Origin of the sequence: Escherichia sp. TC-EC600-tetX4, assembly GCF_019356055.1 — a bacterium.
In the GTDB taxonomy this organism is placed as follows: Bacteria; Pseudomonadota; Gammaproteobacteria; order Enterobacterales; family Enterobacteriaceae.
In genome coordinates this window covers 4,394,524-4,416,810 of record NZ_CP079924.1, presented here as the reverse complement: position 1 = coordinate 4,416,810, position 22,287 = coordinate 4,394,524, and the positions used below count along the sequence as shown (strand labels likewise).

Here is a 22,287-nt window from a genome sequence, read left to right as displayed (position 1 = left end):
CTCCTTATAACGCCCCGCAGGGCGTCGTTTATTATTATTACGCCGTGCGTTTACGGGCTTCTATCTCTTCCACAATGCGGACATACATCTTCTCGTTCAGGCTGTAGAAGCAACCCATCGCCACAATGGTGACTACCGCCAGTGCGCTTGGGTAGATGAAGATCAACTGGCGTAACCCTTCAATGGTGTGGTCAGCCTGTGCGACGTTCGGCACATAGCCAATTTGCGTCAGCATCCAGCCGGGGAAGAAACCAGCCAGCGCCTGAGACACTTTGCGAAAGAAGGTAAAACCGGTGTAGACCGTTCCTTCCGAACGCACGCCGGTGCGCCACTCGCCGTACTCGACGGTGTCGGAAACCAGCGCCCAGTTCAGGCTGTTAACAAACGCTGAGCCAAAGAACGCCAGGCAGGAGAACGCCACGAAGCTGACCGAACCGCCGCCGAAGAAATAGTTGAGCAGATCGCCCAGCACCCAAATCAGCAGGCCGCCGATATAAACTTTCTTCTTGCCAAAACGTCTGACTGAGGCAGGCATCAGGAATACGCCGATGAAAATACAGCCCATGCTGAAAAATCCCATATACGACAACAGGATGGGATCGTTAAGCACGTACTGGGTGTAATAGACCTGGATGGCGAGCTTGACGTTAAACGCCCCTAAAGTGCAGAGGTTGGCAATGCACAGAATGAACAGCGGGCGGTTACCCGCAATTGCGCGGAAAGATTGCAGCAGGCCCGGCTTTTGCGCCGGATTAGCAGGCTGGGTTTCGACATAACGCTCTTTCACGCCCGAGTAGCAGATCCACATAAACAGCAGGCCAAACAGTGAAAACAGCGTGGCGGCGAAGATATAGCCAAGTTGCTGATTACCTTCGATAAGATTCATAACTGGCACGAATCCCACCGTGCACAGCAGCAGGCCCAGCGTAGCGCCGCCCTGACGCCATGCCGCCAGTGAGGCGCGTTCGTTGGGGTTTTTGGTGATAGCGGGAACCATTGCGCCGTAGGAGCAGTTCATCATGCTGAAAAACAGTCCGTAAAGCATAAACAGAATAGTGGCCATCACCGTTTTACCGGTGACATCAAACGGTGTGCCGACAAAGTTGGCGATCGCCAGTAAGGTGACCGGGAATGACGCATACAGAATAAAAGGACGGAACTTACCTTTTGGACCGATCTTGCGTCGGGAATCCAACATAATGCCGGTACCCATATCGGTAAACGCAGTAAAGAATTTTGAAATCAAAAAGATAATGCCGCCATAGGTGCCTGGCAGCCCCAGAACGTCGGTATAAAACTTCAAAAGATAAAGCGTACCGATATCCAGCAGGATGTTAGAGGCCAGGTCGCCAATACCGTAAGAGAGTTTCTCTTTAAAGGGCAGGCGTAAAGTTGCTGGATCTTCCGTTGTGATGTGACTCATCGATGTTCTCCCTTTGCCCATGAGTTTCCCCACGGGCGGATGTGATTAGATGCTTTTTAACGACGCGAACAGTGCCGCCCATTCGCTATCGGCGCGATAAAAGACCGGCGGCTTGCCGATGGGCGCATTAACGGTAACTTCCCCGCCCCGGAACGCTTCACCCGTCCAGGCGTGGACCCAGTTATCCTCCGGCAGATAGAGCGTCCAGTCGCTACGGCCTTCTTCATGCACCGGAGCGACCAGAATGTCGCGACCTAACAGGTACTGATATTTCAGGGTGTAAGTGTGCGCATCGTCTTCGTAATGCAGGAACAGCGGGCGCATAACCGGCAGGCCGGACTTCGCATTCAGCGCGACGGCCTCTTTCAGGTAAGGTTTCAGGGTGGTGAAGACGGTGGTCATACGGGCGAAATGGGCGATGGTTTCTGCGTCGCCGTCAAACTGCCAGTTGTCGCCAGGACGGTTACCTTCGTGGGTGCGCATCATCGGCGTGAAGGCGCTGAAATCGCACCAGCGCAGCAGCAGCTCTTTGCTGCGCTTCATCTCAAACAGGGTGGTGTAACCGCCAATGTCGCTGTGGTGCAGGCCATGTCCGGTCATTGCCAGCGACAGCGCCGCCGGGACAACCGACGCCAGGCCATCGTCGAGACTCCAGTCGACGTTCTGGTCGCCCGCCCACATCATGGTGGAGTATTTCTGGCTACCGGTAGAACCGGCGCGCATAAAGAAAAGGATCTCGCCGAGCTTGCCCGTTTCTTCAAGGGCTTCGTAGTTACACTTCGCCCACAGCGCAGGCCAGGCGTTATGCATAATTTCGGCACTGACGCCGTTATGCAAGTACGTGTCGGTGGGCAGATACTCGCCGAAGTCAGCCATCCAGCCGCCGCAGCCGAGTTCAATCATGTTCTTTTTGATCACTTCCTTGAACCAGGCGTAGGCTTCTGGATTAGTGAGATCGACAACGCCGCCGTAAAACTCGCCAAACTCCACCAGATAGTCACCGCCAGAGGCATCTTTTGCCAGATAGCCGTGTTGTGCCGCTTCTTCGCAGAGATCTTTATCGCTGGCAACATACGGGTTGATATAGGCCAGGAACTGCACGCCCTCCTGATTCCACTGCTTAATGCGTGAATCCAGTTGCGGGTAGTTTTCGCTGTTCCACTTCCAGTTCCACATCACGCGTTTGCCAAAAGAGGTCATACGAATACCGGACCAGTCCTGCGCCCAGATGCCGTTGACCTTCACGCCCGCGTTACGCATGGTGTCCAGTTTCTTCTGGCACACTTCCGTCCCGCCCTGAATGCCGAGCGTTACTCCGTCATAAATCCAGTCGGGCAGTTCTGGCTGGCGTCCCAGCAGGGCGGTTAATTTTTCCAGCAGGGAAATGTATGTGTCAGCACATTCAAAACGCAGCGTTGCTTTGTCTTCCCACAGCGCCAGTTCATGGTATTCCGGGGCACTAAAGTCGAAGTTCATATAGCAACTGTTATCAACATGGCAGTAATACTTCTGCGTGCTGACAAACGTAGGCTGTGGGAAGAAAGTCCAGTAATAGTCGCCGCCCGCATTTTCTTTGCAGTCGGCCTGCCAGGTGACATAGGTTTGTTTGTTGCGACCAACGCCTTGTTCACTGGTCCATAGCGGGAACGGTTTGCCACGCAGATCGAAGTAGGAAAACTGTTCGCCGCAGCCGTAGATATGGTCCTCTGGTTGAGCGGCAAGGCGCAGCCAGATACGGTTGTGGTTAAGGTTGTCGTTTTGTAGTTCCAGCAATAAACGCCCCTGATCGTCGGCAGAGATATTCAGCGTGGCGCTAATGTCAGAACCACGGCTGAAATGAATTAACCAACCATCCGGTGACTGGCTGACGATGGCGTCGGTAAGCGCAATTTTCTCCTGTAGTTTATCTTTAATGCTGAAATTACCGCGGAACATATCGATATCCGCTATACCTGAGCCAATCCATAAACAAGGATTATCTTTGCTATGGGTTAAAATAAGACGTTGTTGAAAATGTAGGGTAAAACTGTCGTTATTCTGATGAAATTGAAAATCTAATAACTGTGGACGTGGCGTATCCATAACTAATCTCCATAGAGTTGAGAACGAGATTGTTGCCTTCCTGTTATTACAGGCTTATGTAAAATGATTCTCATAAAACTGATATATAAAAACTTTACAGAAGCTGAGCTGTTTTTAACTTAATAAATTGAAGATACATAATGTTGCCTTTAGCGAGTGAAATGTTCTTCAATGATTTTGACTGCTAATCAATACAAGTTATTTTCTCTGTCCGTAAATATTAAAAAACAGGCGGTGCGGTTTTCCTGATTCCAGTAATAATAAGTCGATACCTGAATTAAAGGCGTTAGGCGGGCAACTCATAGGTTCAACTGCCAGTCCCTGACGCTGTAATTTTTCACCGCTATAAACCTGCACCCAGAGTTGATCGGAACAAAGGCTTACCGAAAGCGCCTGCTGTGGATGGGTAATGGTCATTTCCCACAAATCATTAGCGGTTTTAAAGGTGTGGTCGATTTTTGTCGCGGCTATTTTTTTCGCCTGCGTGAAATTTAAATCCAGCTCATCAACGTGGTGAAGCGTTGTCGGATTCGCGTGCTCATCGACGGCATAAACCTGGTTTGCCGGAAGCTGGAACAGATATTCATCAACAGATGTTAAGTTGCAGGTTAAATAAGGATGAATACCCACGCCATAAGGCGCTGCGACAGTGCCGATATTCTGGCTTGCGATCTCAACGGAAAGACCCGTGTGTGCGTTGAGCGAATAAACAACTTGTGAAGCCAGCATAAACGGATAGCCGTAACTGGGCGGCAGAAAAGCTGTCAGGGTAACGCTGGTGGCGGTTAATTCACTAATTTGCCAGTCTCGCCAGGCAAGCAGCCCGTGAATAGCGGCTTTTGAACTATGTTCATTAATGGGTAACTGATATTCCTGCCCCTGATAGCGGTAACAGCCGTTGGCGATCCGGTTCGGCCACGGAATAAGCACTTTACCCAGATGCGCCAGCGGCATCTCTTCGGGTTTGTGCGGGATGACTAAATGACAACCCTGAAAGGTTAATTCAGCCAGACCAGCACCGACGGTCACAATGGTCGCGTGATAATCCCCCGCGGCAAGTGAAACGGTCTGTCCACTGCAATGCATATTGGTGATTTGCATACAAGGCACCTTAATTAACGACATACAGCCTCCCGTGAGGCTGATGTCAAACCCAAAAACTGCACCGGACGGTCCCCTCGCCCCTTTGGGGAGAGGGTTAGGGAGAGGGGAAAACCCGCACCCTATTTTCAGATCAGTTATTTCGCATTAATATCCAGCAGACCCGCTGCAACCGCTGGAGCCATGCCGGGCGCTAACGGGATACGCGGGATCACCAGGCAATGCAGCAGGTGATAAATATCCTGTTTGCCGTCCCAGACTTTGGTGGTGACCTTATTGTCCGCATCCAGCTCCTGCCACCAGGAACCATTTTCATAGTCCATCAGGTACTTAATGCAGTACTCCCACCATGTTTGATACCAGGTTTCATACTGGCGATCGCCAGTGACGGTGTAGAGCGCGTAGGCCGTACCCATTGCTTCGACGATAGGCCAACGTACACGTTCGCGGACCACCGGTTTTCCTTCCCAGTCAACGGTATAAACAATCCCGTCCGCGCCATCGGGTGCCCAGGCATCGCGCACGGTGGCGTTAAACAGACCTTTGGCATCTTCTAGCAGCCATGCTGGTGGTTGTTCGCAACGGGCTTCCAGGGCAGCATGGATGTGCAGCATTAAACGGCCCCATTCGATCCAGTGGCCTGGTGTACCTCCGAACGCGCGGAAGCGATGCGCCGGGTTATCTTTGTTGTAATCCGGCAGCGGATTCCACTGGGTATCGAAGTGTTCGTTAACGCGATAATGATTATTTCTGGCGACGTCGTGGATAATCACGGAAGCCACGCGAATCGCGCGATCCAGCCATTTTTTGTCGTGAGTGACGTCATAAACAATCAAGAAAGCTTCCACCGCGTGCATATTGGCATTGCCGCCGCGGTACTCTTCGGTTTTGCTGAAGGCTTCGTCCCAGGATTCCAGGCACATCTGCTCTTCTTCGCTCCAGAAATATTTCTCGATAATTTCAATGGTGTAATCGAGCAGCTTGCGCGCTTCCGGGTGACCCGTTGTGACGGCGCTGGCGGCACCCAGCAGAGCAAAGAAGTGTTGATAGCCCTGTTTGGAGGCATCCACCACGCCCTCGTCATTCACGCAGGCATACCAGCCGCCATATTTTTTATCACGCAGTGCGCCGTTCATGGCTTTGATACCGTGATCAACCAACGAGTAAGCGCCAGGTCGACCCATCGCCGCAGCAACGGAATAAACGTGCAACATACGAGCGGTGATCCACAGATGGGTGCCCATCTCTTCTTTGATTTGCCCTTTATTGCCTAACCAGCCAAAACCAGTCGGCACTACGGAATTTTTACCAAAATCAAAGATGCGGTCGGTTTCCTGTTCCAGCCAACGGTTGTGGCTTAGGGTGTTAAACCATTTCATTCCTTTTATCCTCATCTTAGCGGCGTTTAGCCATCATTTCGTCGACGATATCGCCAAGTTGTTGTAATTTCGGTGCGCAAACGTCACGCAGCATCAGCTCGTTGTCTGGTAAACCGACGACCGATGCCCAGACTGCACGGCCTGCCAGGAATCCCGATGCGCCCGCCGTCATTGCCACGCGTACGGCACGCGGGAACAGTTTTTCGTCGACACCGGAAGAGAGGATCACCCATGGCATATTGATATGGTCATTCAGACGTTGTGAAGCACAGAGAAGCTCTTGTTGCGGACCTTTGCCATAAAGCGGCATTTCAACTTTGTAGAGGTCAGCGCCACTGTCGCCCAGCTCTTTGGCGGCATCGATGATCGCTTGTTCGCGATCGAATTTATCGCCACGACGCGGTGGGCGGACGACTGGCTCAATGATGCTTACCAGACCGTGTGAGTGGCACAGTTCGTTGAACTCTTTCACCATATCCAGACGTTGCTGCGCATCTTCATCACTACGCCACAGCACCAGCAGTTTTAAGGCTTTGCCACCGTCTTGTTTGATCTGTAGCGGATTGATTTTGCGGTCAATAACCACGCTATCGACCGGAATACCGTTGCCAGGAATGAACTCATCGGCGGCGACAATCATGGCGCAACTTTTGGCAATCGCGTTTTGCTCAACCACCTGGCGGTAGCAGAATTGTTGATCTACCAGAATCGCCGAGGCATAAGGCGAGAGGGCCTTTGCAGCGTTAACTTTGAAATCAGTTAAAACGCTATCGGCTACCGGAGCGGGTGCCCCAGCCGCGGCAAACATCATGCGCATGGCTTCGCGCTGATCGACCGCCAGCATGGCAAAACCGCCCGATGCGCGCGTAATGTCGTTGATGGTGTACTTATTCATTCATTTATTCCTTTATCCAGTCGTTACATTTTTACTTTGGCAGTCATCCCGGCACTGACACGGACCTGTTCCAGAATGGCGGACCAGTCCTGGCGACCGCGACCCGCTGCGCGCGCCTGGCTATAAACCTCCCGTGAGGCGGCCCCCAGCGGCATTGGCACATGCAGCTGGTTGGCGACATCAAGGGCGATGCCAAGATCCTTATGGGCAAGATCGATCATGAAGGCGGGAGAAAGATCTCCGCTGAGGACTTTGTTTGGCCAGGAAGTGGTGAAGTGACCTTTACCGGCGGCGGTACCGCTCATCACTTTGACGGCAACATCGAAGGGAAGATTCAGGGCTTCGCACAAAACGGCGGCTTCTGCCGAAAGCGCATTGAGCGCGATGCTCATGTAGTTGTTGATGAGCTTAACGCGGATCCCCATGCCCGGACCGCCAGCGTTGATCAACTCACTGCCCATCGCCATCAGGATCGGTGTGGCACGTTCAACTTGTTCAGCGGTGCCGCCAGCCAGCAGTAACAGAGTACCGGTAATGGCATTTGCAGAAGTACGGCCTACCGGAACATCCATCATGCTGAAGCCTTTGGCTTGCATATCGGCAATCAATTTATCGGTTTGCAGCGGATGGATGGTGGACATATCAATGACCAGCGCATCGGTAGATAAGCCTTCGCAAACGCCGTTTTCACCGAACAACACGTTGCGCACCAGATCGCCATTCGGCAACATGGTAATGATAAATTCGGCATCTTTAGCGGCCTGCGCCGGGTTGGCGGCGGGAGTCGCACCTTTGTCTACCAGATGCCGCACAGCTTCGGCGTTCACATCAAAGACGCGAAGTTGATGCCCTTGCTGCAATAAATTGCTCGCCATTGGCGAACCCATTTGTCCTAAACCGATAAACGCGATTGCTGCCATAACCCTCTCCTGAATACAGTTATGTCACTTTTTGTCATTTATGACATGCTTTGCTTGTCTGTTTTTGATCGTATTTGTAATTTATCGTCAAAAAATTGACAGCCGTCACTTTTTAAACAATTGGTGAAATTAAAATGAACGCATCCCAAAATGTTTAAGGAATGACCATGATTCGTGTTGCTTGTGTAGGTATAACCGTGATGGATCGCATCTATTACGTGGAAGGGTTACCGACGGAGAGCGGTAAATACGTGGCGAGAAATTATACGGAAGTTGGTGGCGGGCCAGCGGCGACGGCAGCGGTTGCGGCGGCAAGGCTGGGGGCGCAGGTCGATTTTATTGGTCGCGTAGGTGATGACGACACGGGCAACAGCCTGCTGGCAGAGCTGGAATCCTGGGGCGTTAACACCCGTTACACCAAACGGTATAACCAGGCGAAATCTTCGCAATCCGCCATCATGGTGGATACCAAAGGCGAGCGGATAATCATTAACTACCCCAGCCCGGATCTGCTGCCTGACGCAGAGTGGTTGGAGGAAATTGATTTCTCTCAGTGGGATGTTGTGCTGGCAGATGTACGCTGGCACGACGGCGCTAAAAAAGCCTTCACCCTGGCCCGTCAGGCGGGTGTGATGACCGTTCTGGACGGGGACATTACGCCGCAGGATATCAGTGAGCTGGTGGCATTAAGCGATCACGCGGCCTTTTCAGAACCGGGTCTGGCGCGCTTAACGGGCGTGAAAGAGATGGCCAGTGCGCTAAAACAGGCACAAACGCTCACAAATGGTCATGTCTATGTGACCCAGGGTAGCGCAGGCTGCGACTGGCTGGAAAATGGTGGGCGTCAGCATCAACCGGCCTTCAAAGTTGATGTGGTAGATACCACAGGTGCGGGTGATGTTTTTCACGGCGCTTTGGCGGTGGCGCTGGCAACAAGTGGGGATTTAGCGGAGTCAGTCCGCTTCGCCAGCGGTGTAGCGGCGTTAAAATGCACACGTCCCGGTGGACGAGCCGGGATCCCTGACTGTGATCAAACCCGATCTTTTTTGTCACTTTTTGTATAAAATGCCAGGGTGATGGTTTTTCGAGGAATTTTCATGAGCCTTACCGAACTAACCGGTAACCCGCGGCACGACCAACTCCTCATGCTGATCGCCGAGCGTGGGTATATGAATATTGATGAGCTGGCAAATCTGCTGGATGTCTCCACGCAGACGGTCCGCCGGGATATTCGTAAATTAAGCGAGCAAGGCCTGATTACGCGCCATCACGGTGGCGCGGGTCGGGCTTCCAGCGTCGTTAATACGGCGTTCGAGCAGCGTGAGGTTTCGCAAACCGAGGAAAAAAAAGCGATTGCCGAAGCGGTGGCAGACTATATTCCTGATGGTTCAACAATATTTATCACCATTGGTACGACTGTTGAGCATGTTGCCCGGGCGTTACTTAACCATAATCATTTGCGGATAATCACCAACAGCCTGCGTGTGGCGCATATTCTTTACCACAACCCGCGCTTTGAAGTGATGGTGCCCGGCGGTACGTTGCGCTCTCATAATAGCGGGATCATTGGCCCTTCAGCGGCGTCCTTTGTGGCTGATTTTCGTGCTGATTATCTGGTAACAAGCGTTGGGGCGATTGAGAGCGATGGCGCGTTGATGGAGTTTGATGTAAACGAAGCTAACGTGGTGAAAACGATGATGGCGCACGCGAGAAATATTCTGCTGGTCGCCGATCACACTAAGTATCATGCTTCGGCGGCGGTTGAAATTGGTAACGTGGCACAGGTCACTGCGCTCTTTACCGACGAGCTGCCGCCCGCTGCGCTAAAATCACGCTTACAAGACAGCCAAATTGAAATCATTCTTCCCCAGGAAGACGCGTAGATTTTTGTGACCGTTAACCTGGCTTCATACCTTGCCACATAGCCAAACCCATCCTTTCCCGCTACAGTTAATTTCTTGTGGCGCGAAAGGAGGCAAAAATGCTCTATATCTTTGATTTAGGTAATGTGATTGTCGATATCGACTTTAACCGTGTGCTGGGAGCCTGGAGCGATTTAACGCGTATTCCGCTGGCATCGCTTAAGAAGAGTTTTCATATGGGGGAGGCGTTTCATCAGCATGAGCGTGGGGAAATTAGCGACGAAGCGTTCGCAGAGGCGCTGTGTCATGAGATGGCTCTACCGCTAAGCTACGAGCAGTTCTCTCACGGCTGGCAGGCGGTGTTTGTTGCGCTGCGCCCGGAAGTGATCGCCATCATGCATAAACTGCGTGAGCAGGGGCATCGCGTGGTGGTGCTTTCCAATACCAACCGCCTGCATACCACCTTCTGGCCGGAAGAATACCCGGAAATTCGTGATGCTGCTGACCATATCTATCTGTCGCAAGATCTGGGGATGCGCAAACCTGAAGCACGAATTTACCAGCATGTTTTGCAGGCGGAAGGTTTTTCACCCAGCGATACGGTCTTTTTCGACGATAACGCCGATAATATAGAAGGAGCCAATCAGCTGGGCATTACCAGTATTCTGGTGAAAGATAAAACCACCATCCCGGACTATTTCGCGAAGGTGTTATGCTAAAAACCATTCAGGACAAAGCCAGGCACCGTACCCGTCCACTATGGGCCTGGCTAAAACTACTCTGGCAACGCATTGATGAGGACAACATGACAACCCTGGCAGGTAACCTTGCCTATGTGTCGTTGCTCTCATTAGTGCCGCTGGTTGCCGTTGTTTTTGCGCTTTTCGCCGCTTTTCCCATGTTTTCCGACGTCAGCATTCAGTTACGTCACTTTATTTTTGCCAACTTTCTGCCTGCTACTGGCGATGTTATTCAGCGGTATATCGAACAATTTGTTGCCAATTCCAACAAGATGACCGCCGTTGGGGCGTGCGGGCTGATCGTCACCGCGTTATTGTTGATGTACTCCATCGATAGCGCGTTGAATACCATCTGGCGCAGTAAACGAGCGCGACCAAAAATTTACTCGTTCGCCGTGTACTGGATGATTTTAACGCTGGGGCCGCTGCTGGCAGGGGCCAGTCTGGCGATCAGTTCCTATTTGCTCTCCCTGCGCTGGGCGAGCGATCTCAATACTGTCATCGACAACGTGCTGCGTATTTTTCCGTTGCTGTTGTCGTGGATCTCCTTCTGGTTGCTGTACAGCATTGTTCCTACCATCCGCGTACCTAACCGCGACGCGATTGTCGGCGCGTTTGTCGCCGCACTCCTGTTCGAAGCAGGAAAGAAAGGTTTCGCGCTTTATATCACCATGTTCCCGTCATATCAGCTCATTTATGGTGTGCTGGCGGTGATCCCCATTCTCTTTGTTTGGGTCTACTGGACATGGTGTATCGTCTTGCTTGGCGCGGAAATTACTGTCACTCTCGGGGAATACCGCAAACTAAAACAAGCAGCTGAACAAGAAGAAGACGACGAACCATGATTGCATTAATTCAACGCGTAACCCGTGCCAGCGTCACCGTGGAGGGAGAAGTGACGGGCGAAATTGGCGCGGGACTTTTGGTGTTATTGGGTGTCGAAAAGGATGACGACGAACAGAAAGCAAACCGTCTGTGCGAGCGTGTGCTCGGCTACCGCATCTTTAGCGATGCCGAAGGCAAGATGAATCTCAACGTGCAACAGGCGGGCGGCAGTGTGCTGGTGGTTTCCCAGTTTACCCTCGCCGCAGATACCGAACGGGGGATGCGCCCAAGTTTCTCCAAAGGTGCATCACCGGATCGCGCAGAGGCGTTATATGACTATTTCGTCGAACGCTGCCGTCAGCAAGAGATGAACACGCAAACAGGACGCTTCGCTGCGGATATGCAGGTATCGCTGGTCAATGATGGCCCCGTGACATTCTGGTTGCAGGTATGAGCCAGCTTCCAGGGTTGTCACGGGAAACAAGAGAGAGTATCGCTATGTATCACCTTCGGGTTCCACAAACAGAAGAAGAATTAGAGCGTTACTATCAGTTTCGCTGGGAAATGTTGCGTAAGCCCCTGCATCAACCAAAAGGTTCGGAACGCGACGCGTGGGATGCGATGGCGCATCACCAGATGGTCGTCGACGAGCAGGGTAATCTGGTGGCGGTAGGCCGACTGTATATTAATGCCGACAATGAAGCGTCCATTCGCTTTATGGCCGTTCATCCCGACGTGCAGGACAAAGGGTTAGGCACGCTGATGGCGATGACCCTGGAGTCGGTGGCGCGTCAGGAAGGCGTTAAGCGCGTGACCTGTAGCGCCCGTGAAGACGCGGTGGAGTTTTTCGCCAAGCTGGGGTTTGTTAATCAGGGAGAAATCACCACGCCAACCACCACGCCGATTCGCCATTTTTTGATGATTAAGCCCGTCGCCACTCTGGATGACATTCTGCATCGCGGCGACTGGTGCGCGCAGCTGCAACAGGCGTGGTACGAACATATCCCGCTTAGTGAAAAAATGGGCGTGCGCATTCAGCAATATACCGGGCAAAAATTTATCACTACCATGCCAGAAACCGGCAATCAGAATCCGCACCATACGCTGTTTGCCGGGAGTTTATTCTCACTGGCGACGCTCACTGGTTGGGGACTTATCTGGCTGATGCTGCGTGAACGCCACCTCGGCGGAACGATTATTCTTGCGGATGCGCATATCCGCTACAGCAAGCCGATTAGCGGTAAACCTCATGCGGTAGCCGACCTCGGTGCCTTAAGCGGCGATCTCGACCGTCTGGCGCGCGGACGAAAAGCACGGGTGCAGATGCAGGTCGAAATCTTTGGCGACGAGACGCCGGGTGCAGTGTTTGAAGGCACGTATATCGTTCTGCCCGCGAAGCCATTTGGCCCGTATGAAGAGGGCGGGAACGAAGAAGAGTAGCTGATGGAGAGGGGCGGTGCTGCCTCTCTCATTCAGGTCATTTATATTAGTCCTTGGCTATTTCGGTTATATTAAATAAGAACTCTATAAATTTTTATTCTTCGTTGGCTCCATACGTGTCTTGCTACATCACTGTTCAGGAGCATTTAAATATTATTTGTAGAACTGAGTGGCAATTATCGCAGATAATGCTTAATTCATCATCTTAGTTCATGTTTGAGCGATTTTTGATAGTCAAAACCCCCTCTGGTGCCATACTTTTCTCATAAATATTTTTAAAATCTATAGCTAACAAATATTATGCAAAGATAATGGACTAGCATCATTGTCAGTATCATTCATTTACTGCTCTGTATGTTATGAATAATTATGTTGTATGTTTGCTCTTAAACCGTGGGAAGGAGGCTATAATGGTTGCCAATATTAATCTCATTAAACAAGAAAGTTATTCTGTTGTTAATTTAGAAAAACAACTTTCCCGAACTGTTACCAACAAAATTATAACGATGAGCAAGTAAAGACCGGTTGGTGGCAGTACTGACCGGTCTGTGATGAAAGATTAATTTCACCTTAAATCCTGGTGCTGTTAGGATGCTGACGTTTTTCGGCTACACCATTCAGATTATGCAAATAAATATCTCTGAATATAATATATTCATAGCACCCATAATTCATCCTGGGCGATAACTAAACCATTTTTGAGTAATAAATGAAACAACTGCAACACTCTTATTATTTCTGGAAAACGCCTCGCAAAAACAAAACAACATGCAAAAATCCGCTTTTTTTAAATGATTTTCCGGCGTAATTTTCGCACATACATTAATGAGTAATATATGTAAGGTATTGGTAATGGCGATGAATACGGTTTTTCTTCATTTATCAGAAGAGGCAATTAAACGGCTGAACAAGCTTCGGGGCTGGCGTAAGGTTTCACGATCTGCAATTTTACGCGAAGCGGTAGAGCAATATCTGGAACGTCAGCAATTCCCGGTGCGTAAAGCAAAGGGAGGCAGGCAAAAGGGGGAGGTAGTTGGTGTTGATGATCAGTGTAAGGAGCATAAGGAATGACAAAAATTTTTCATTCTTGAATATAAAAAACAGATGCCCTTATTCTGGTATTAATACAAGGCTGTTTTACTTGAACTTATAATAACTGCAACTGTTACATCATATCTGGAAAACGCCTCGCAAAAATAAAAAATGATGCGTAAATGAGCTTTCTTTAAAGATTCGGCAAGGGTACTTTTCTCTCCATAGATTCAAAAATGATATTGGCGAGATATTTATGAACTCTCTGGCAGGTATAGATATGGGCAGAATTTTACTCGATTTATCGAATGAGGTGATTAAGCAACTTGATGATCTCGAGGTGCAGCGTAATCTTCCTCGTGCGGACCTATTAAGGGAAGCGGTAGATCAATACCTGATAAATCAATCGCAAACAGCAAGAACCAGTGTTCCTGGCATCTGGCAAGGGTGTGAGGAAGATGGTGTCGAATATCAGCGTAAGCTGCGCGAGGAATGGTAATGGGAAAAAATGATGTCAATCAGATTGCTGACAACGTGCGCGTTGTTCATGCCGGATGCGGCGTGAACGCCTTATCCGGCCTACAAAGTCGTATAAATTCAATGTATTGCAGTTTATTGGTAGGCCTGATAAGCGCAGCGCATCAGGCAATCTTACGCTTGTCATCAGTCTCATGCCCATAACCTTATTGATGTGGTGGTGGGTAAATTGAGGCCAAACCGGCACTGGCGGCATAGCTTGAGGTGGTAACGCGGAATACGAGAGATGGTGTCGTCACACCCTATGAGCTGTAATCCGGGCGACCTGCGCCACCCGGAAAACGTCAGAGATTACTCTCCTTCACCCGGAAACAGGAACGGGTTGATGGAACTGCGGGCATAGCCTTCTTGCTCCATTCGTGCGTCCAGTACCAGAGAGGCGAGGTCATCTGCTACGGCTTCGATTTTTGGATCTTTTTCCTGATAGAGAATTTTCAGGTAAGTGTCGCAGTCATCGCAGCTTTCGGCTTTAATCGCGGCCTGTTCGTCATCCAGCGACCAGTAATGCAGTTTGCCGCTCTGCTCGCAGTTGCTGCATTTTACGCGCACTACGTGCCATTCAGTTTCACACAGGTTGCAGTGCAGGTAACGTAGCCCCTGAGTGGTGCCAATTTGCACCATGCTGGACACCGGCATAGAACCACAAACCGGGCAATATTGACGTTGCTCGCCGTATTCAGCGCGGGCTTTGCCGGGGATCAGATTGGCCATCTGCGCCCAGTAGAGCGACAGTGCAGCCCAGATAAACGGCGCTTTATCGCTGCTGACGGACGAGAAATCAGAGGCAAACAGCGCGCTGGCCATATCTTCCAGCTCCTGAGTCGATGCCTTCTCCAGATTCTCAATCACTGCCAGCGCCGGGCCGCTCATTTCAGGTTTCAGCTCAGCAATCAGCGCCATCAGCAGCTTTTGCCAGTGCTTATCACGCGGCAGAACGTGAATATCCAGCGGGGGCTTGCCTTGTGCGCTGGCTTCTTTAATGCGCGCAGTCAGATCCATCTCCAGCGGATGGTCGTACAGCACCACTTCCTGGGCGTGGGCGATAAGCGCAGCAAAGCGCAGGTAATCACCCAGAGGATTATTTTCTGCCAGCTCGCGCAGACGCTCGGCGCGGCGGTTGTATAAATTCTTGAGCCGAGGGAACAATAACGGCGGAATCATATCCGCCGTACGTTTCTCGCTTGAACCCAGCTCATCTTGCGGGATTATGCGAATACTCATTCAGCTTTCTTTTCCGTTGTCTTGCGGACCTCACGGTACCAGCGCGGGTGATGTTTCTTCGCCCAGGCGCTGGTAACCCATCCTTCCACCATGGCGGTAATCGTGCCTTTCACCCAAAGGGCGGCGTAGATATGCACCATGATAACCACAATTAACGCCACTGCGGCAAATGAATGCAGCATTAACGCGAATCGGATCACCGGGATTGAGAAAGCAGGCGCAAAATAAGGACGCCAGATAATCACGCCGCTCACCAGCAGCAGAACCAGGAAAATAATCGCCGCCCAGAAAACGCATTTCTGACCGAAGTTATAACGCCCGGTGTCACCTACTTCCTCGTTGACGACGATCTTACGAATATTCTTCGCCCAAAAGATATCATCCCGATTGATTAGGTTGTGATGCCAGTAACGGAAAAACATGATGATGAACGAGGCAAACATAACCACGCCGACAAACGGGTGCAGAATTCGCGCCAGCTGCGGTGTGCCCATGATTTGCATCAACCAGTTGAAGGACGGGAACAAAAAGCCCAGCCCGCTCACCGCCGCCAGGATGAAGCAGAAGGCGGTGATCCAGTGGTTGATACGTTCCGGCGCGGTGTAGCGCACGATGGTGTCACGTCGTTTCATTTGCGCTCCTCGTCTTTCTCTTCGTGCAGATTATTCTCTTCCTCATCCGCACGGTTCGGACCGACACCCACGTAGTGGAAGATACTGGCCGCAAAGGTAGCCGCAAAGCCAACAGCCGCGAGCGGTTTCCAGATGCCTTTCCAGAATTTCACGGTTTCGCTGATTTCCGGGTTCTCCGGCAAGCCATGATACAGATTTGGCTTGTCAGCATGGTGCAGCACGTACATGACGTGTGTACCACCGACGCCTGCCGGATCGTACAGACCCGCATTGTCGTAACCGCGGGTTTTCAGCTCAGCAACGCGCTCGCTCGCCAGCGTTTTCATCGACTCTTTCGTACCGAAGTGAATCGCGCCCGTTGGGCAGGTCTTCACGCAGGCTGGTTCTTGCCCAACCACCACGCGGTCAACGCACAGCGTACATTTGTAGACGCGGTTGTCTTCCGGGTTGAGGCGCGGAATGTCAAACGGACAGCCCGCAATGCAATAACCGCAGCCAATGCACTGCTCGGACTGGAAGTCGACGATACCGTTGGCATACTGAATAATTGCACCTTCCGCCGGGCACGCTTTCAGGCAGCCTGGATCGGAACAGTGCATACAGCCGTCTTTGCGGATCAGCCATTCCAGTTTGTCGTTCTGCTCCACTTCCGAGAAGCGCATTACCGTCCACGATTTGGCGCTTAAATCATTGGGGTTGTCGTACACCCCAATGTTATTGCCGACGGTATCGCGAATGTCGTTCCACTCTGAACACGCCACCTGACAGGCTTTACAGCCGATACAGGTGGTAACGTCGATGAGTTTCGCCACTTCTTCCTGGAAGTCCCGCGCCTGAGGCGCGGGGGTCAGACCGTTAGTCGCGGAACGACGAATGATATCTTGAGATTGATAAGCCATATGTCGTCTCCGTTACACCTTTTCCACATTCACAAGGAAGGACTTAAACTCCGGCGTCTGCGTGTTCGCATCACCAACGAATGGCGTTAAAGTATTGGCAATAAAGCCTTTTTTAGCTACGCCTTCATAGCCCCAGTGAATCGGAATACCGATGGTATCGATATCTTTGCCGTTCGCTTTCAGCGTGCGAATACGTTTGGTCACCACCGCTTTGGCTTTGATATAGCCACGGTTGGAGGAGACTTTCACGGTATCGCCCTGGGCAATGCCAAGTTTATTCGCCAGCGACTCCCCGATTTCCACAAACTGCTCTGGCTGCAAAATCGCGTTCAACAGCGCGTGTTTGGTCCAGTAGTGGAAGTGCTCGGTCAGACGATAGGTGGTTCCGACATACGGGAACTTATCGGCTTTACCCAATGCTTCGGCGTCGTCTTTAAAGATACGTGCAGCCGGGTTCGAGATAACGTTTGGATGCAGCGGGTTAGTTCCCAGCGGCGTTTCAAACGGCTCGTAGTGTTCCGGGAACGGACCTTCCGCCATCTTATCGAGGGCAAACAGACGCCCCATGCCTTCCTGCTGCATGATAAACGGCCCGACGCCGCTACCCGGAGGCGCTGCGCTGTAGTCCGGAATATCCCAGCCGGTCCACTTAGTGCCGTCCCATTTCAGCAACTGACGCTTCGGATCCCACGGGTTACCCTGCGGATCTGCGGAGGCGCGGTTATACAGAATGCGGCGGTTAAGCGGCCATGCCCATGCCCAGCCCAGCGTGTTACCGAGGCCAGACGGATCGGCGTTATCACGGCGTGCCATCTGGTTGCCTTCCGGCGTCCAGCTACCGGCGAAAATCCAGCAGCCACAGGAGGTTGTACCGTCATCGCGCAATTGGGCGAACGAACTAAGTTGTTGGCCTTTCTTGACGATAACCGCACCGGTTGCCGGATCGGTAATATCGGCCAGCGCCTTACCGTTGCTCTCCATCGCCACTTCTTCTGAAGATGGCTCATGCGGAATGGCGTAGTTCCATGTCATGTTCAGCACCTGGTCCGGGTTCGCGCCACCCTGTTCGGCATACATCTTGCGCAAGCGCAGGAAGATACCGGAGAGGATCTCGCCGTCAGTCAGCGCAATCCCCGGGGCGTCCGCACCTTTCCAGTGCCACTGTAACCAGCGACCTGAGTTAACGATAGAACCGTTCTCTTCCGCGAAGCAGGTCGATGGCAGACGGAACACTTCGGTCTGGATCTTCGACGAGTCAACTTCGTTCAGCTCACCGTGGTTCTGCCAGAAGTTAGAGGTTTCAGTGTTCAGTGGGTCGATGGTGACGAGGAACTTCAGTTTCGACAGACAACCGATCACTTTGTTTTTGTTCGGGAATGAGGCAACAGGGTTAAAGCCCTGGCAGATATAGCCATTGACCTTGCCCTCTTTCATCATCTCGAAGTATTGCAGGACGTCGTAGCCTTTATCCCACTTCGGCAACCAGTCAAAGCCCCAGCTATTTTCCGCCGTCGCTTTATCACCAAAGAAGGCCTTCATCATAGAGACGAAGAATTTCGGGTAGTTGCCCCAGTAGTTTACCTGGCCTTCCAGCAGCGGTTTTGGCGTGTTGGCGGTAAGGTAGGTTTGCAGATCGGTCTGCTTCTCGCTTGGCAGCGTCATGTAACCTGGCAGGCTCTGCGACAGCAGCCCCAGGTCCGTCAGCCCCTGAATATTGGAGTGACCGCGCAGGGCGTTAACGCCGCCGCCTGCCATCCCCATATTGCCGAGCAGCAGCTGGATCATCGCCATCGTACGAATGTTTTGCGCACCAACGGAGTGTTGCGTCCAGCCGAGGGCATACAGGAACGAGGCAGTTTTATCGTGAGCACTGGTTTCTGCGATGTATTCGCAGACTTTCAGGAACGCGTCTTTTGGCGTACCACAGATGTTTTCAACCACATCTGGCGTGTAGCGGGAAACGTGCTGTTTCAGCAAGTTCCACACGCAGCGCGGATGTTGCAGCGTGGTATCGCGTTTGGCGAAGCCGTTTTCGTCCAGTTCATAAGTCCAGGAGGATTTATCGTACTTGCGTTTTTCCGCGTCGTAGCCGGTGAACAGGCCATCTTCAAAGCCGTAATCCTCACGCACGATCAGGCTGGCGTTGGTATAGGCTTCGGTGTATTCGCGGTTGAATTTTTCATTGTTCAGCAGGTACAGCAATACGCCTGACAGGAAAGCAATGTCAGTACCGGAACGAATAGGGGCATAGTAGTCAGCTACCGCCGCCGTACGCGTAAAGCGAGGATCGATCACAATCAGCTTCGCGCCGTTGTGAATTTTGGCTTCCATCGCCCAGCGGAACCCGACCGGGTGAGCTTCAGCGGCGTTACCGCCCATCACCACGACGAGGTTGGCGTTCTTGATGTCGACCCAGTGGTTGGTCATCGCACCGCGACCAAATGTTGGAGCAAGACTTGCTACCGTTGGTCCGTGTCAGACACGCGCCTGGTTGTCGACCGCGAGCATACCCAGCGCGCGGGAGAATTTTTGCGTTAAATAGCCGGTTTCGTTACTCGACGCGGAAGCACACAGCATCCCGGTGGAGAGCCAGCGGTTAACAGTCACGCCTTCGGCGTTTTGCGCAATGTAGTTAGCATCGCGGTCTTCTTTCATCAGTTTGGCGATGCGATCAAACGCCTCTTCCCAACTGATTTGCTGCCATTTATCAGAACCTGGCGCACGGTATTCCGGAAACTTCAGACGGCTTTCGGAGTGGATGAAATCCACCAGGCCAGCGCCTTTCGGACAAAGTGCACCGCGGTTGACCGGGTGATCCGGATCGCCTTCGATATGGAAGATAGATGCTTTGGCGTTTTTTGCTCCGTCACCGAGGCTGTACATCAACAGCCCACAGCCTACGGAACAATAGGTGCAGGTATTACGGGTTTCGCGGGTGCGCAGCAGTTTATACTGCCGGGTTTCCGCGAGTGCTACGCTGGGTGCAAAACCCAGTGCCGCTGCCGTGGTGCCTGCCATACCGCCAGCGCAGATCTTAAAGAACTGCCTTCTGCTGACCTGCATGGATTGCTCCTTGTTTCGACATTGTCACGTCCCATTTACATTCGCTTGCTGCGTGTGCAGGGAGTGGGAGTTATTTTTCTTTGCGGAAGGGGCCGCAAAGGTCCAGAATTGGCTCAATTTCCCTCCATCCAGGAAGGGTTTGTAACAGAATACCATAATGTTGGTGTGTGTGTTCTTATCTGGTTAAGAGAAAGTGAAAAAAACACAGCGAAAAGAAATCGAAAATGTGACAAATATCACAGGTGTTCGTCAAATTGAGTTATGGCGGCGTGATGATTTACAACACCCACGGTTAGATGAGGTCGCGGAAGAAGTTCCCGTTGCGCTGGTCTACAACGGCATTTCGCATGTGGTGATGATGGCGTCGCCCAAAGACCTTGAGTACTTTGCGCTCGGTTTTTCGCTTTCCGAGGGGATTATCGAAAGTCCGCGCGATATCTTCGGCATGGATGTCGTTCCTTCCTGTAATGGTCTTGAAGTACAAATTGAGCTTTCCAGCCGCCGCTTTATGGGGTTGAAGGAGCGCCGCCGGGCGCTGGCGGGACGTACGGGCTGTGGCGTATGCGGCGTGGAGCAACTTAATGACATCGGAAAACCGGTGCAGCCGCTACCGTTCACCCAGACGTTTGATCTCAACAAACTGGATGATGCATTACGTCATCTCAACGATTTTCAGCCAGTGGGGCAACTGACTGGTTGTACTCACGCCGCTGCCTGGATGTTGCCATCTGGCGAACTGGTCGGCGGGCATGAAGACGTGGGTCGCCATGTGGCGCTGGACAAACTGTTAGGCCGCCGGTCACAAGAAGGGGAAAGCTGGCAGCAAGGTGCGGTACTGGTTTCCAGTCGTGCCAGTTATGAAATGGTGCAAAAGTCGGCGATGTGCGGCGTAGAGATTTTGTTTGCGGTGTCTGCCGCGACCACGCTTGCTGTAGAAGTGGCTGAGCGCTGTAATCTGACACTGGTAGGTTTTTGTAAACCGGGTCGGGCAACGGTTTATACCCATCCGCAGCGTTTGAGCAATTAATTAAAATAAGTCCTGCGAAATATATTAAATTGCAGGACTTATTCATTTCGTGAATTTTATTATTTTATTTATAAACAAAATGCGTGTAGTGGCGTTTTCTTTTTTCATTTATTATGTTCACTCTCTTATCTATATATTTATAAGGCAATTAAATGAAAAGGAATTTATTATCTTCCGCTATTATAGTCGCCATCATGTCCCTCGGTCTGACGGGTTGTGATGATAAAAAAGCCGAAACAGAAACGCTCCCGCCTGCCAATAGTCAACCTGCCGCACCAGCTCCTGAAGCGAAACCTACTGAAGCTCCCGTTGCAAAAGCAGAAGCTAAACCTGAAACACCTGCGCAACCGGTGGTCGATGAACAAGCGGTTTTCGACGAAAAAATGGATGTCTATATCAAGTGCTACAACAAGTTACAGATCCCGGTACAGCGCAGTCTGGCGCGTTATGCTGACTGGCTGAAAGATTTTAAACAGGGGCCTACCGGTGAAGAGCGTACTGTTTATGGCATCTACGGCATTAGTGAATCCAACCTCGCTGAGTGTGAAAAAGGCGTAAAAAGTGCTGTGGCGTTAACGCCTGCGCTGCAACCAATTGATGGCGTGGCGGTGAGTTATATCGATGCTGCCGTGGCGTTGGGTAATACCATTAACGAAATGGATAAATATTACACCCAGGAAAATTATAAAGACGATGCGTTTGCGAAAGGGAAAACGCTGCACCAGACATTCTTAAAAAATCTGGAAGCCTTTGAACCTGTAGCCGAATCTTATCATGCGGCGATTCAGGAAATTAATGATAAGCGTCAGCTTGCGGAACTGAAAAATATTGAAGAAAGAGAAGGGAAAACATTCCACTACTACTCTCTGGCAGTCATGATTTCAGCGAAACAAATTAATAACCTGATATCGCAAGATAAGTTTGATGCAGAAGCGGCAATGAAGAAAGTGTCTGAACTGGAAACGCTAGTGGCGCAGGCCAAAGAAGCGGATAAAGGCGGCATGAATTTCTCGTTTATTAATTCGGCAGGCCAGTATCAACTCGAGGCTAAAAAATACGTTCGCCGCATCAGAGATAAAGTCCCGTACTCTGACTGGGATAAAGAGCAACTTCAGGACGCAAACTCAAGCTGGATGGTCGAAGACTCTTTCCCGAGAGCATTACGCGAGTACAACGAAATGGTTGATGACTATAATAGCCTGCGTTAAA

General features: G+C 51.4%; 20 protein-coding genes and 1 pseudogene. 11 read left to right on the top strand and 10 right to left on the bottom strand.

The genetic code is table 11. From position 1 onward, the window contains the following. Positions 1-37: 37 nt before the first annotated feature. The 6 genes from KXD89_RS21375 to yihU form a co-directional block, all read right to left on the bottom strand. Positions 38-1,423 (bottom strand): MFS transporter, encoded by a 1,386-nt coding sequence (locus KXD89_RS21375; protein WP_000018380.1) that lies wholly within the window; start codon positions 1,421-1,423, stop codon positions 38-40. 45 nt (positions 1,424-1,468) lie between these two features. Beyond that, positions 1,469-3,505 carry a sulfoquinovosidase gene (yihQ, locus tag KXD89_RS21370; protein WP_000380843.1) on the bottom strand — a complete coding sequence of 679 codons (2,037 nt, stop codon included), beginning with the start codon at positions 3,503-3,505 and terminating at the stop codon, positions 1,469-1,471. A 198-nt stretch (positions 3,506-3,703) separates the two neighbouring features. After that, on the bottom strand, positions 3,704-4,606 hold the full coding sequence (locus tag KXD89_RS21365) for an aldose-1-epimerase (protein ID WP_001295268.1): 903 nt from the start codon (positions 4,604-4,606) through the stop codon (positions 3,704-3,706). 137 nt (positions 4,607-4,743) lie between these two features. Beyond that, entirely contained in the window at positions 4,744-5,985 is a 1,242-nt protein-coding gene (yihS, locus tag KXD89_RS21360; RefSeq protein WP_000870916.1) for a sulfoquinovose isomerase, read from the bottom strand. Between the two features lie 16 nt (positions 5,986-6,001). After that, entirely contained in the window at positions 6,002-6,880 is an 879-nt protein-coding gene (yihT, locus tag KXD89_RS21355; protein WP_001046453.1) for a sulfofructosephosphate aldolase, read from the bottom strand. A gap of 23 nt (positions 6,881-6,903) precedes the next feature. After that, positions 6,904-7,800: a sulfolactaldehyde 3-reductase gene (gene yihU / locus KXD89_RS21350; protein ID WP_000718893.1), complete on the bottom strand. Its 897-nt coding sequence runs from the start codon at positions 7,798-7,800 to the stop codon at positions 6,904-6,906. A 167-nt stretch (positions 7,801-7,967) separates the two neighbouring features. On the opposite strand from yihU, the gene yihV reads away from it, so the two are divergent. The 9 genes and pseudogenes from yihV (at position 7,968) to yiiF (ending at position 14,198) form a co-directional block, all read left to right on the top strand. Next, positions 7,968-8,864, top strand: a complete 897-nt coding sequence (gene yihV / locus KXD89_RS21345; protein ID WP_000621656.1) for a sulfofructose kinase — start codon at positions 7,968-7,970, stop codon at positions 8,862-8,864. Between the two features lie 33 nt (positions 8,865-8,897). Then, the gene (locus KXD89_RS21340) at positions 8,898-9,683 is read left to right on the top strand and encodes a DeoR/GlpR family DNA-binding transcription regulator (protein WP_000059678.1); all 786 of its coding nucleotides are present in this window, start codon (positions 8,898-8,900) and stop codon (positions 9,681-9,683) included. A 98-nt stretch (positions 9,684-9,781) separates the two neighbouring features. Beyond that, positions 9,782-10,381 carry a glucose-1-phosphatase gene (gene yihX / locus KXD89_RS21335; RefSeq protein WP_001295269.1) on the top strand — a complete coding sequence of 200 codons (600 nt, stop codon included), beginning with the start codon at positions 9,782-9,784 and terminating at the stop codon, positions 10,379-10,381. Further along, a complete protein-coding gene (locus tag KXD89_RS21330) occupies positions 10,375-11,247 on the top strand; it encodes a virulence factor BrkB family protein (protein WP_000920762.1) in 873 nt (290 codons plus the stop codon). The genes yihX and KXD89_RS21330 overlap by 7 nt, the downstream gene beginning before the upstream one ends. Then, on the top strand, positions 11,244-11,681 hold the full coding sequence (dtd, locus tag KXD89_RS21325) for a D-aminoacyl-tRNA deacylase (protein ID WP_000560983.1): 438 nt from the start codon (positions 11,244-11,246) through the stop codon (positions 11,679-11,681). The genes KXD89_RS21330 and dtd overlap by 4 nt, the downstream gene beginning before the upstream one ends. 44 nt (positions 11,682-11,725) lie before the next feature. Beyond that, positions 11,726-12,667: a fatty acid biosynthesis protein FabY gene (gene fabY, locus KXD89_RS21320; RefSeq protein ID WP_001297068.1), complete on the top strand. Its 942-nt coding sequence runs from the start codon at positions 11,726-11,728 to the stop codon at positions 12,665-12,667. A gap of 359 nt (positions 12,668-13,026) precedes the next feature. Next, a pseudogene (locus KXD89_RS22620) lies at positions 13,027-13,143 on the top strand (hypothetical protein); the annotation flags it as partial. A gap of 376 nt (positions 13,144-13,519) precedes the next feature. Beyond that, positions 13,520-13,738 (top strand): CopG family transcriptional regulator, encoded by a 219-nt coding sequence (locus tag KXD89_RS21315; protein ID WP_001295676.1) that lies wholly within the window; start codon positions 13,520-13,522, stop codon positions 13,736-13,738. A gap of 217 nt (positions 13,739-13,955) precedes the next feature. Further along, a complete protein-coding gene (yiiF, locus tag KXD89_RS21310) occupies positions 13,956-14,198 on the top strand; it encodes a protein YiiF (protein WP_001086388.1) in 243 nt (80 codons plus the stop codon). Between the two features lie 329 nt (positions 14,199-14,527). On the opposite strand, the gene fdhE is transcribed toward yiiF, so the two are convergent. The 4 genes from fdhE to fdnG are packed head-to-tail and all read right to left on the bottom strand — an operon-like array spanning position 14,528 to position 20,051. Continuing rightward, positions 14,528-15,457 (bottom strand): formate dehydrogenase accessory protein FdhE, encoded by a 930-nt coding sequence (gene fdhE, locus KXD89_RS21305; protein ID WP_000027703.1) that lies wholly within the window; start codon positions 15,455-15,457, stop codon positions 14,528-14,530. Continuing rightward, positions 15,454-16,089: a formate dehydrogenase cytochrome b556 subunit gene (gene fdoI / locus KXD89_RS21300; protein ID WP_000829013.1), complete on the bottom strand. Its 636-nt coding sequence runs from the start codon at positions 16,087-16,089 to the stop codon at positions 15,454-15,456. The genes fdhE and fdoI overlap by 4 nt, the downstream gene beginning before the upstream one ends. After that, entirely contained in the window at positions 16,086-16,988 is a 903-nt protein-coding gene (gene fdoH / locus KXD89_RS21295; protein ID WP_000331377.1) for a formate dehydrogenase O subunit beta, read from the bottom strand. Before fdoH ends, fdoI begins: the two co-directional genes overlap by 4 nt. A gap of 12 nt (positions 16,989-17,000) precedes the next feature. Further along, positions 17,001-20,051 (bottom strand): formate dehydrogenase-N subunit alpha, encoded by a 3,051-nt coding sequence (fdnG, locus tag KXD89_RS21290; protein WP_010723259.1) that lies wholly within the window; start codon positions 20,049-20,051, stop codon positions 17,001-17,003. A 193-nt stretch (positions 20,052-20,244) separates the two neighbouring features. On the opposite strand from fdnG, the gene fdhD reads away from it, so the two are divergent. After that, positions 20,245-21,078 (top strand): formate dehydrogenase accessory sulfurtransferase FdhD, encoded by an 834-nt coding sequence (gene fdhD, locus KXD89_RS21285; RefSeq protein WP_000753617.1) that lies wholly within the window; start codon positions 20,245-20,247, stop codon positions 21,076-21,078. A gap of 152 nt (positions 21,079-21,230) precedes the next feature. Then, a complete protein-coding gene (locus KXD89_RS21280; RefSeq protein ID WP_001295677.1) occupies positions 21,231-22,286 on the top strand; it encodes a YiiG family protein in 1,056 nt (351 codons plus the stop codon). The last annotated feature ends 1 nt before the right edge of the window (position 22,287 follow it).

Excerpts from the sequence above, each read along its gene's own strand:
- KXD89_RS21340 (WP_000059678.1), top strand. The coding sequence starts at position 8,898 with ATGAGCCTTACCGAACTAACCGGTAACCCGCGGCACGACCAACTCCTC.
- yihS (WP_000870916.1), bottom strand. The coding sequence starts at position 5,985 with ATGAAATGGTTTAACACCCTAAGCCACAACCGTTGGCTGGAACAGGAA.
- KXD89_RS21375 (WP_000018380.1), bottom strand. The coding sequence starts at position 1,423 with ATGAGTCACATCACAACGGAAGATCCAGCAACTTTACGCCTGCCCTTT.
- yihX (WP_001295269.1), top strand. The coding sequence starts at position 9,782 with ATGCTCTATATCTTTGATTTAGGTAATGTGATTGTCGATATCGACTTT.
- KXD89_RS21330 (WP_000920762.1), top strand. The coding sequence starts at position 10,375 with ATGCTAAAAACCATTCAGGACAAAGCCAGGCACCGTACCCGTCCACTA.
- fdhE (WP_000027703.1), bottom strand. The coding sequence starts at position 15,457 with ATGAGTATTCGCATAATCCCGCAAGATGAGCTGGGTTCAAGCGAGAAA.
- fdoH (WP_000331377.1), bottom strand. The coding sequence starts at position 16,988 with ATGGCTTATCAATCTCAAGATATCATTCGTCGTTCCGCGACTAACGGT.
- yihV (WP_000621656.1), top strand. The coding sequence starts at position 7,968 with ATGATTCGTGTTGCTTGTGTAGGTATAACCGTGATGGATCGCATCTAT.
- fabY (WP_001297068.1), top strand. The coding sequence starts at position 11,726 with ATGTATCACCTTCGGGTTCCACAAACAGAAGAAGAATTAGAGCGTTAC.
- fdoI (WP_000829013.1), bottom strand. The coding sequence starts at position 16,089 with ATGAAACGACGTGACACCATCGTGCGCTACACCGCGCCGGAACGTATC.
- KXD89_RS21280 (WP_001295677.1), top strand. The coding sequence starts at position 21,231 with ATGAAAAGGAATTTATTATCTTCCGCTATTATAGTCGCCATCATGTCC.
- dtd (WP_000560983.1), top strand. The coding sequence starts at position 11,244 with ATGATTGCATTAATTCAACGCGTAACCCGTGCCAGCGTCACCGTGGAG.
- KXD89_RS21315 (WP_001295676.1), top strand. The coding sequence starts at position 13,520 with ATGGCGATGAATACGGTTTTTCTTCATTTATCAGAAGAGGCAATTAAA.
- KXD89_RS21365 (WP_001295268.1), bottom strand. The coding sequence starts at position 4,606 with ATGCAAATCACCAATATGCATTGCAGTGGACAGACCGTTTCACTTGCC.
- yihT (WP_001046453.1), bottom strand. The coding sequence starts at position 6,880 with ATGAATAAGTACACCATCAACGACATTACGCGCGCATCGGGCGGTTTT.
- yihU (WP_000718893.1), bottom strand. The coding sequence starts at position 7,800 with ATGGCAGCAATCGCGTTTATCGGTTTAGGACAAATGGGTTCGCCAATG.
- yihQ (WP_000380843.1), bottom strand. The coding sequence starts at position 3,505 with ATGGATACGCCACGTCCACAGTTATTAGATTTTCAATTTCATCAGAAT.
- yiiF (WP_001086388.1), top strand. The coding sequence starts at position 13,956 with ATGAACTCTCTGGCAGGTATAGATATGGGCAGAATTTTACTCGATTTA.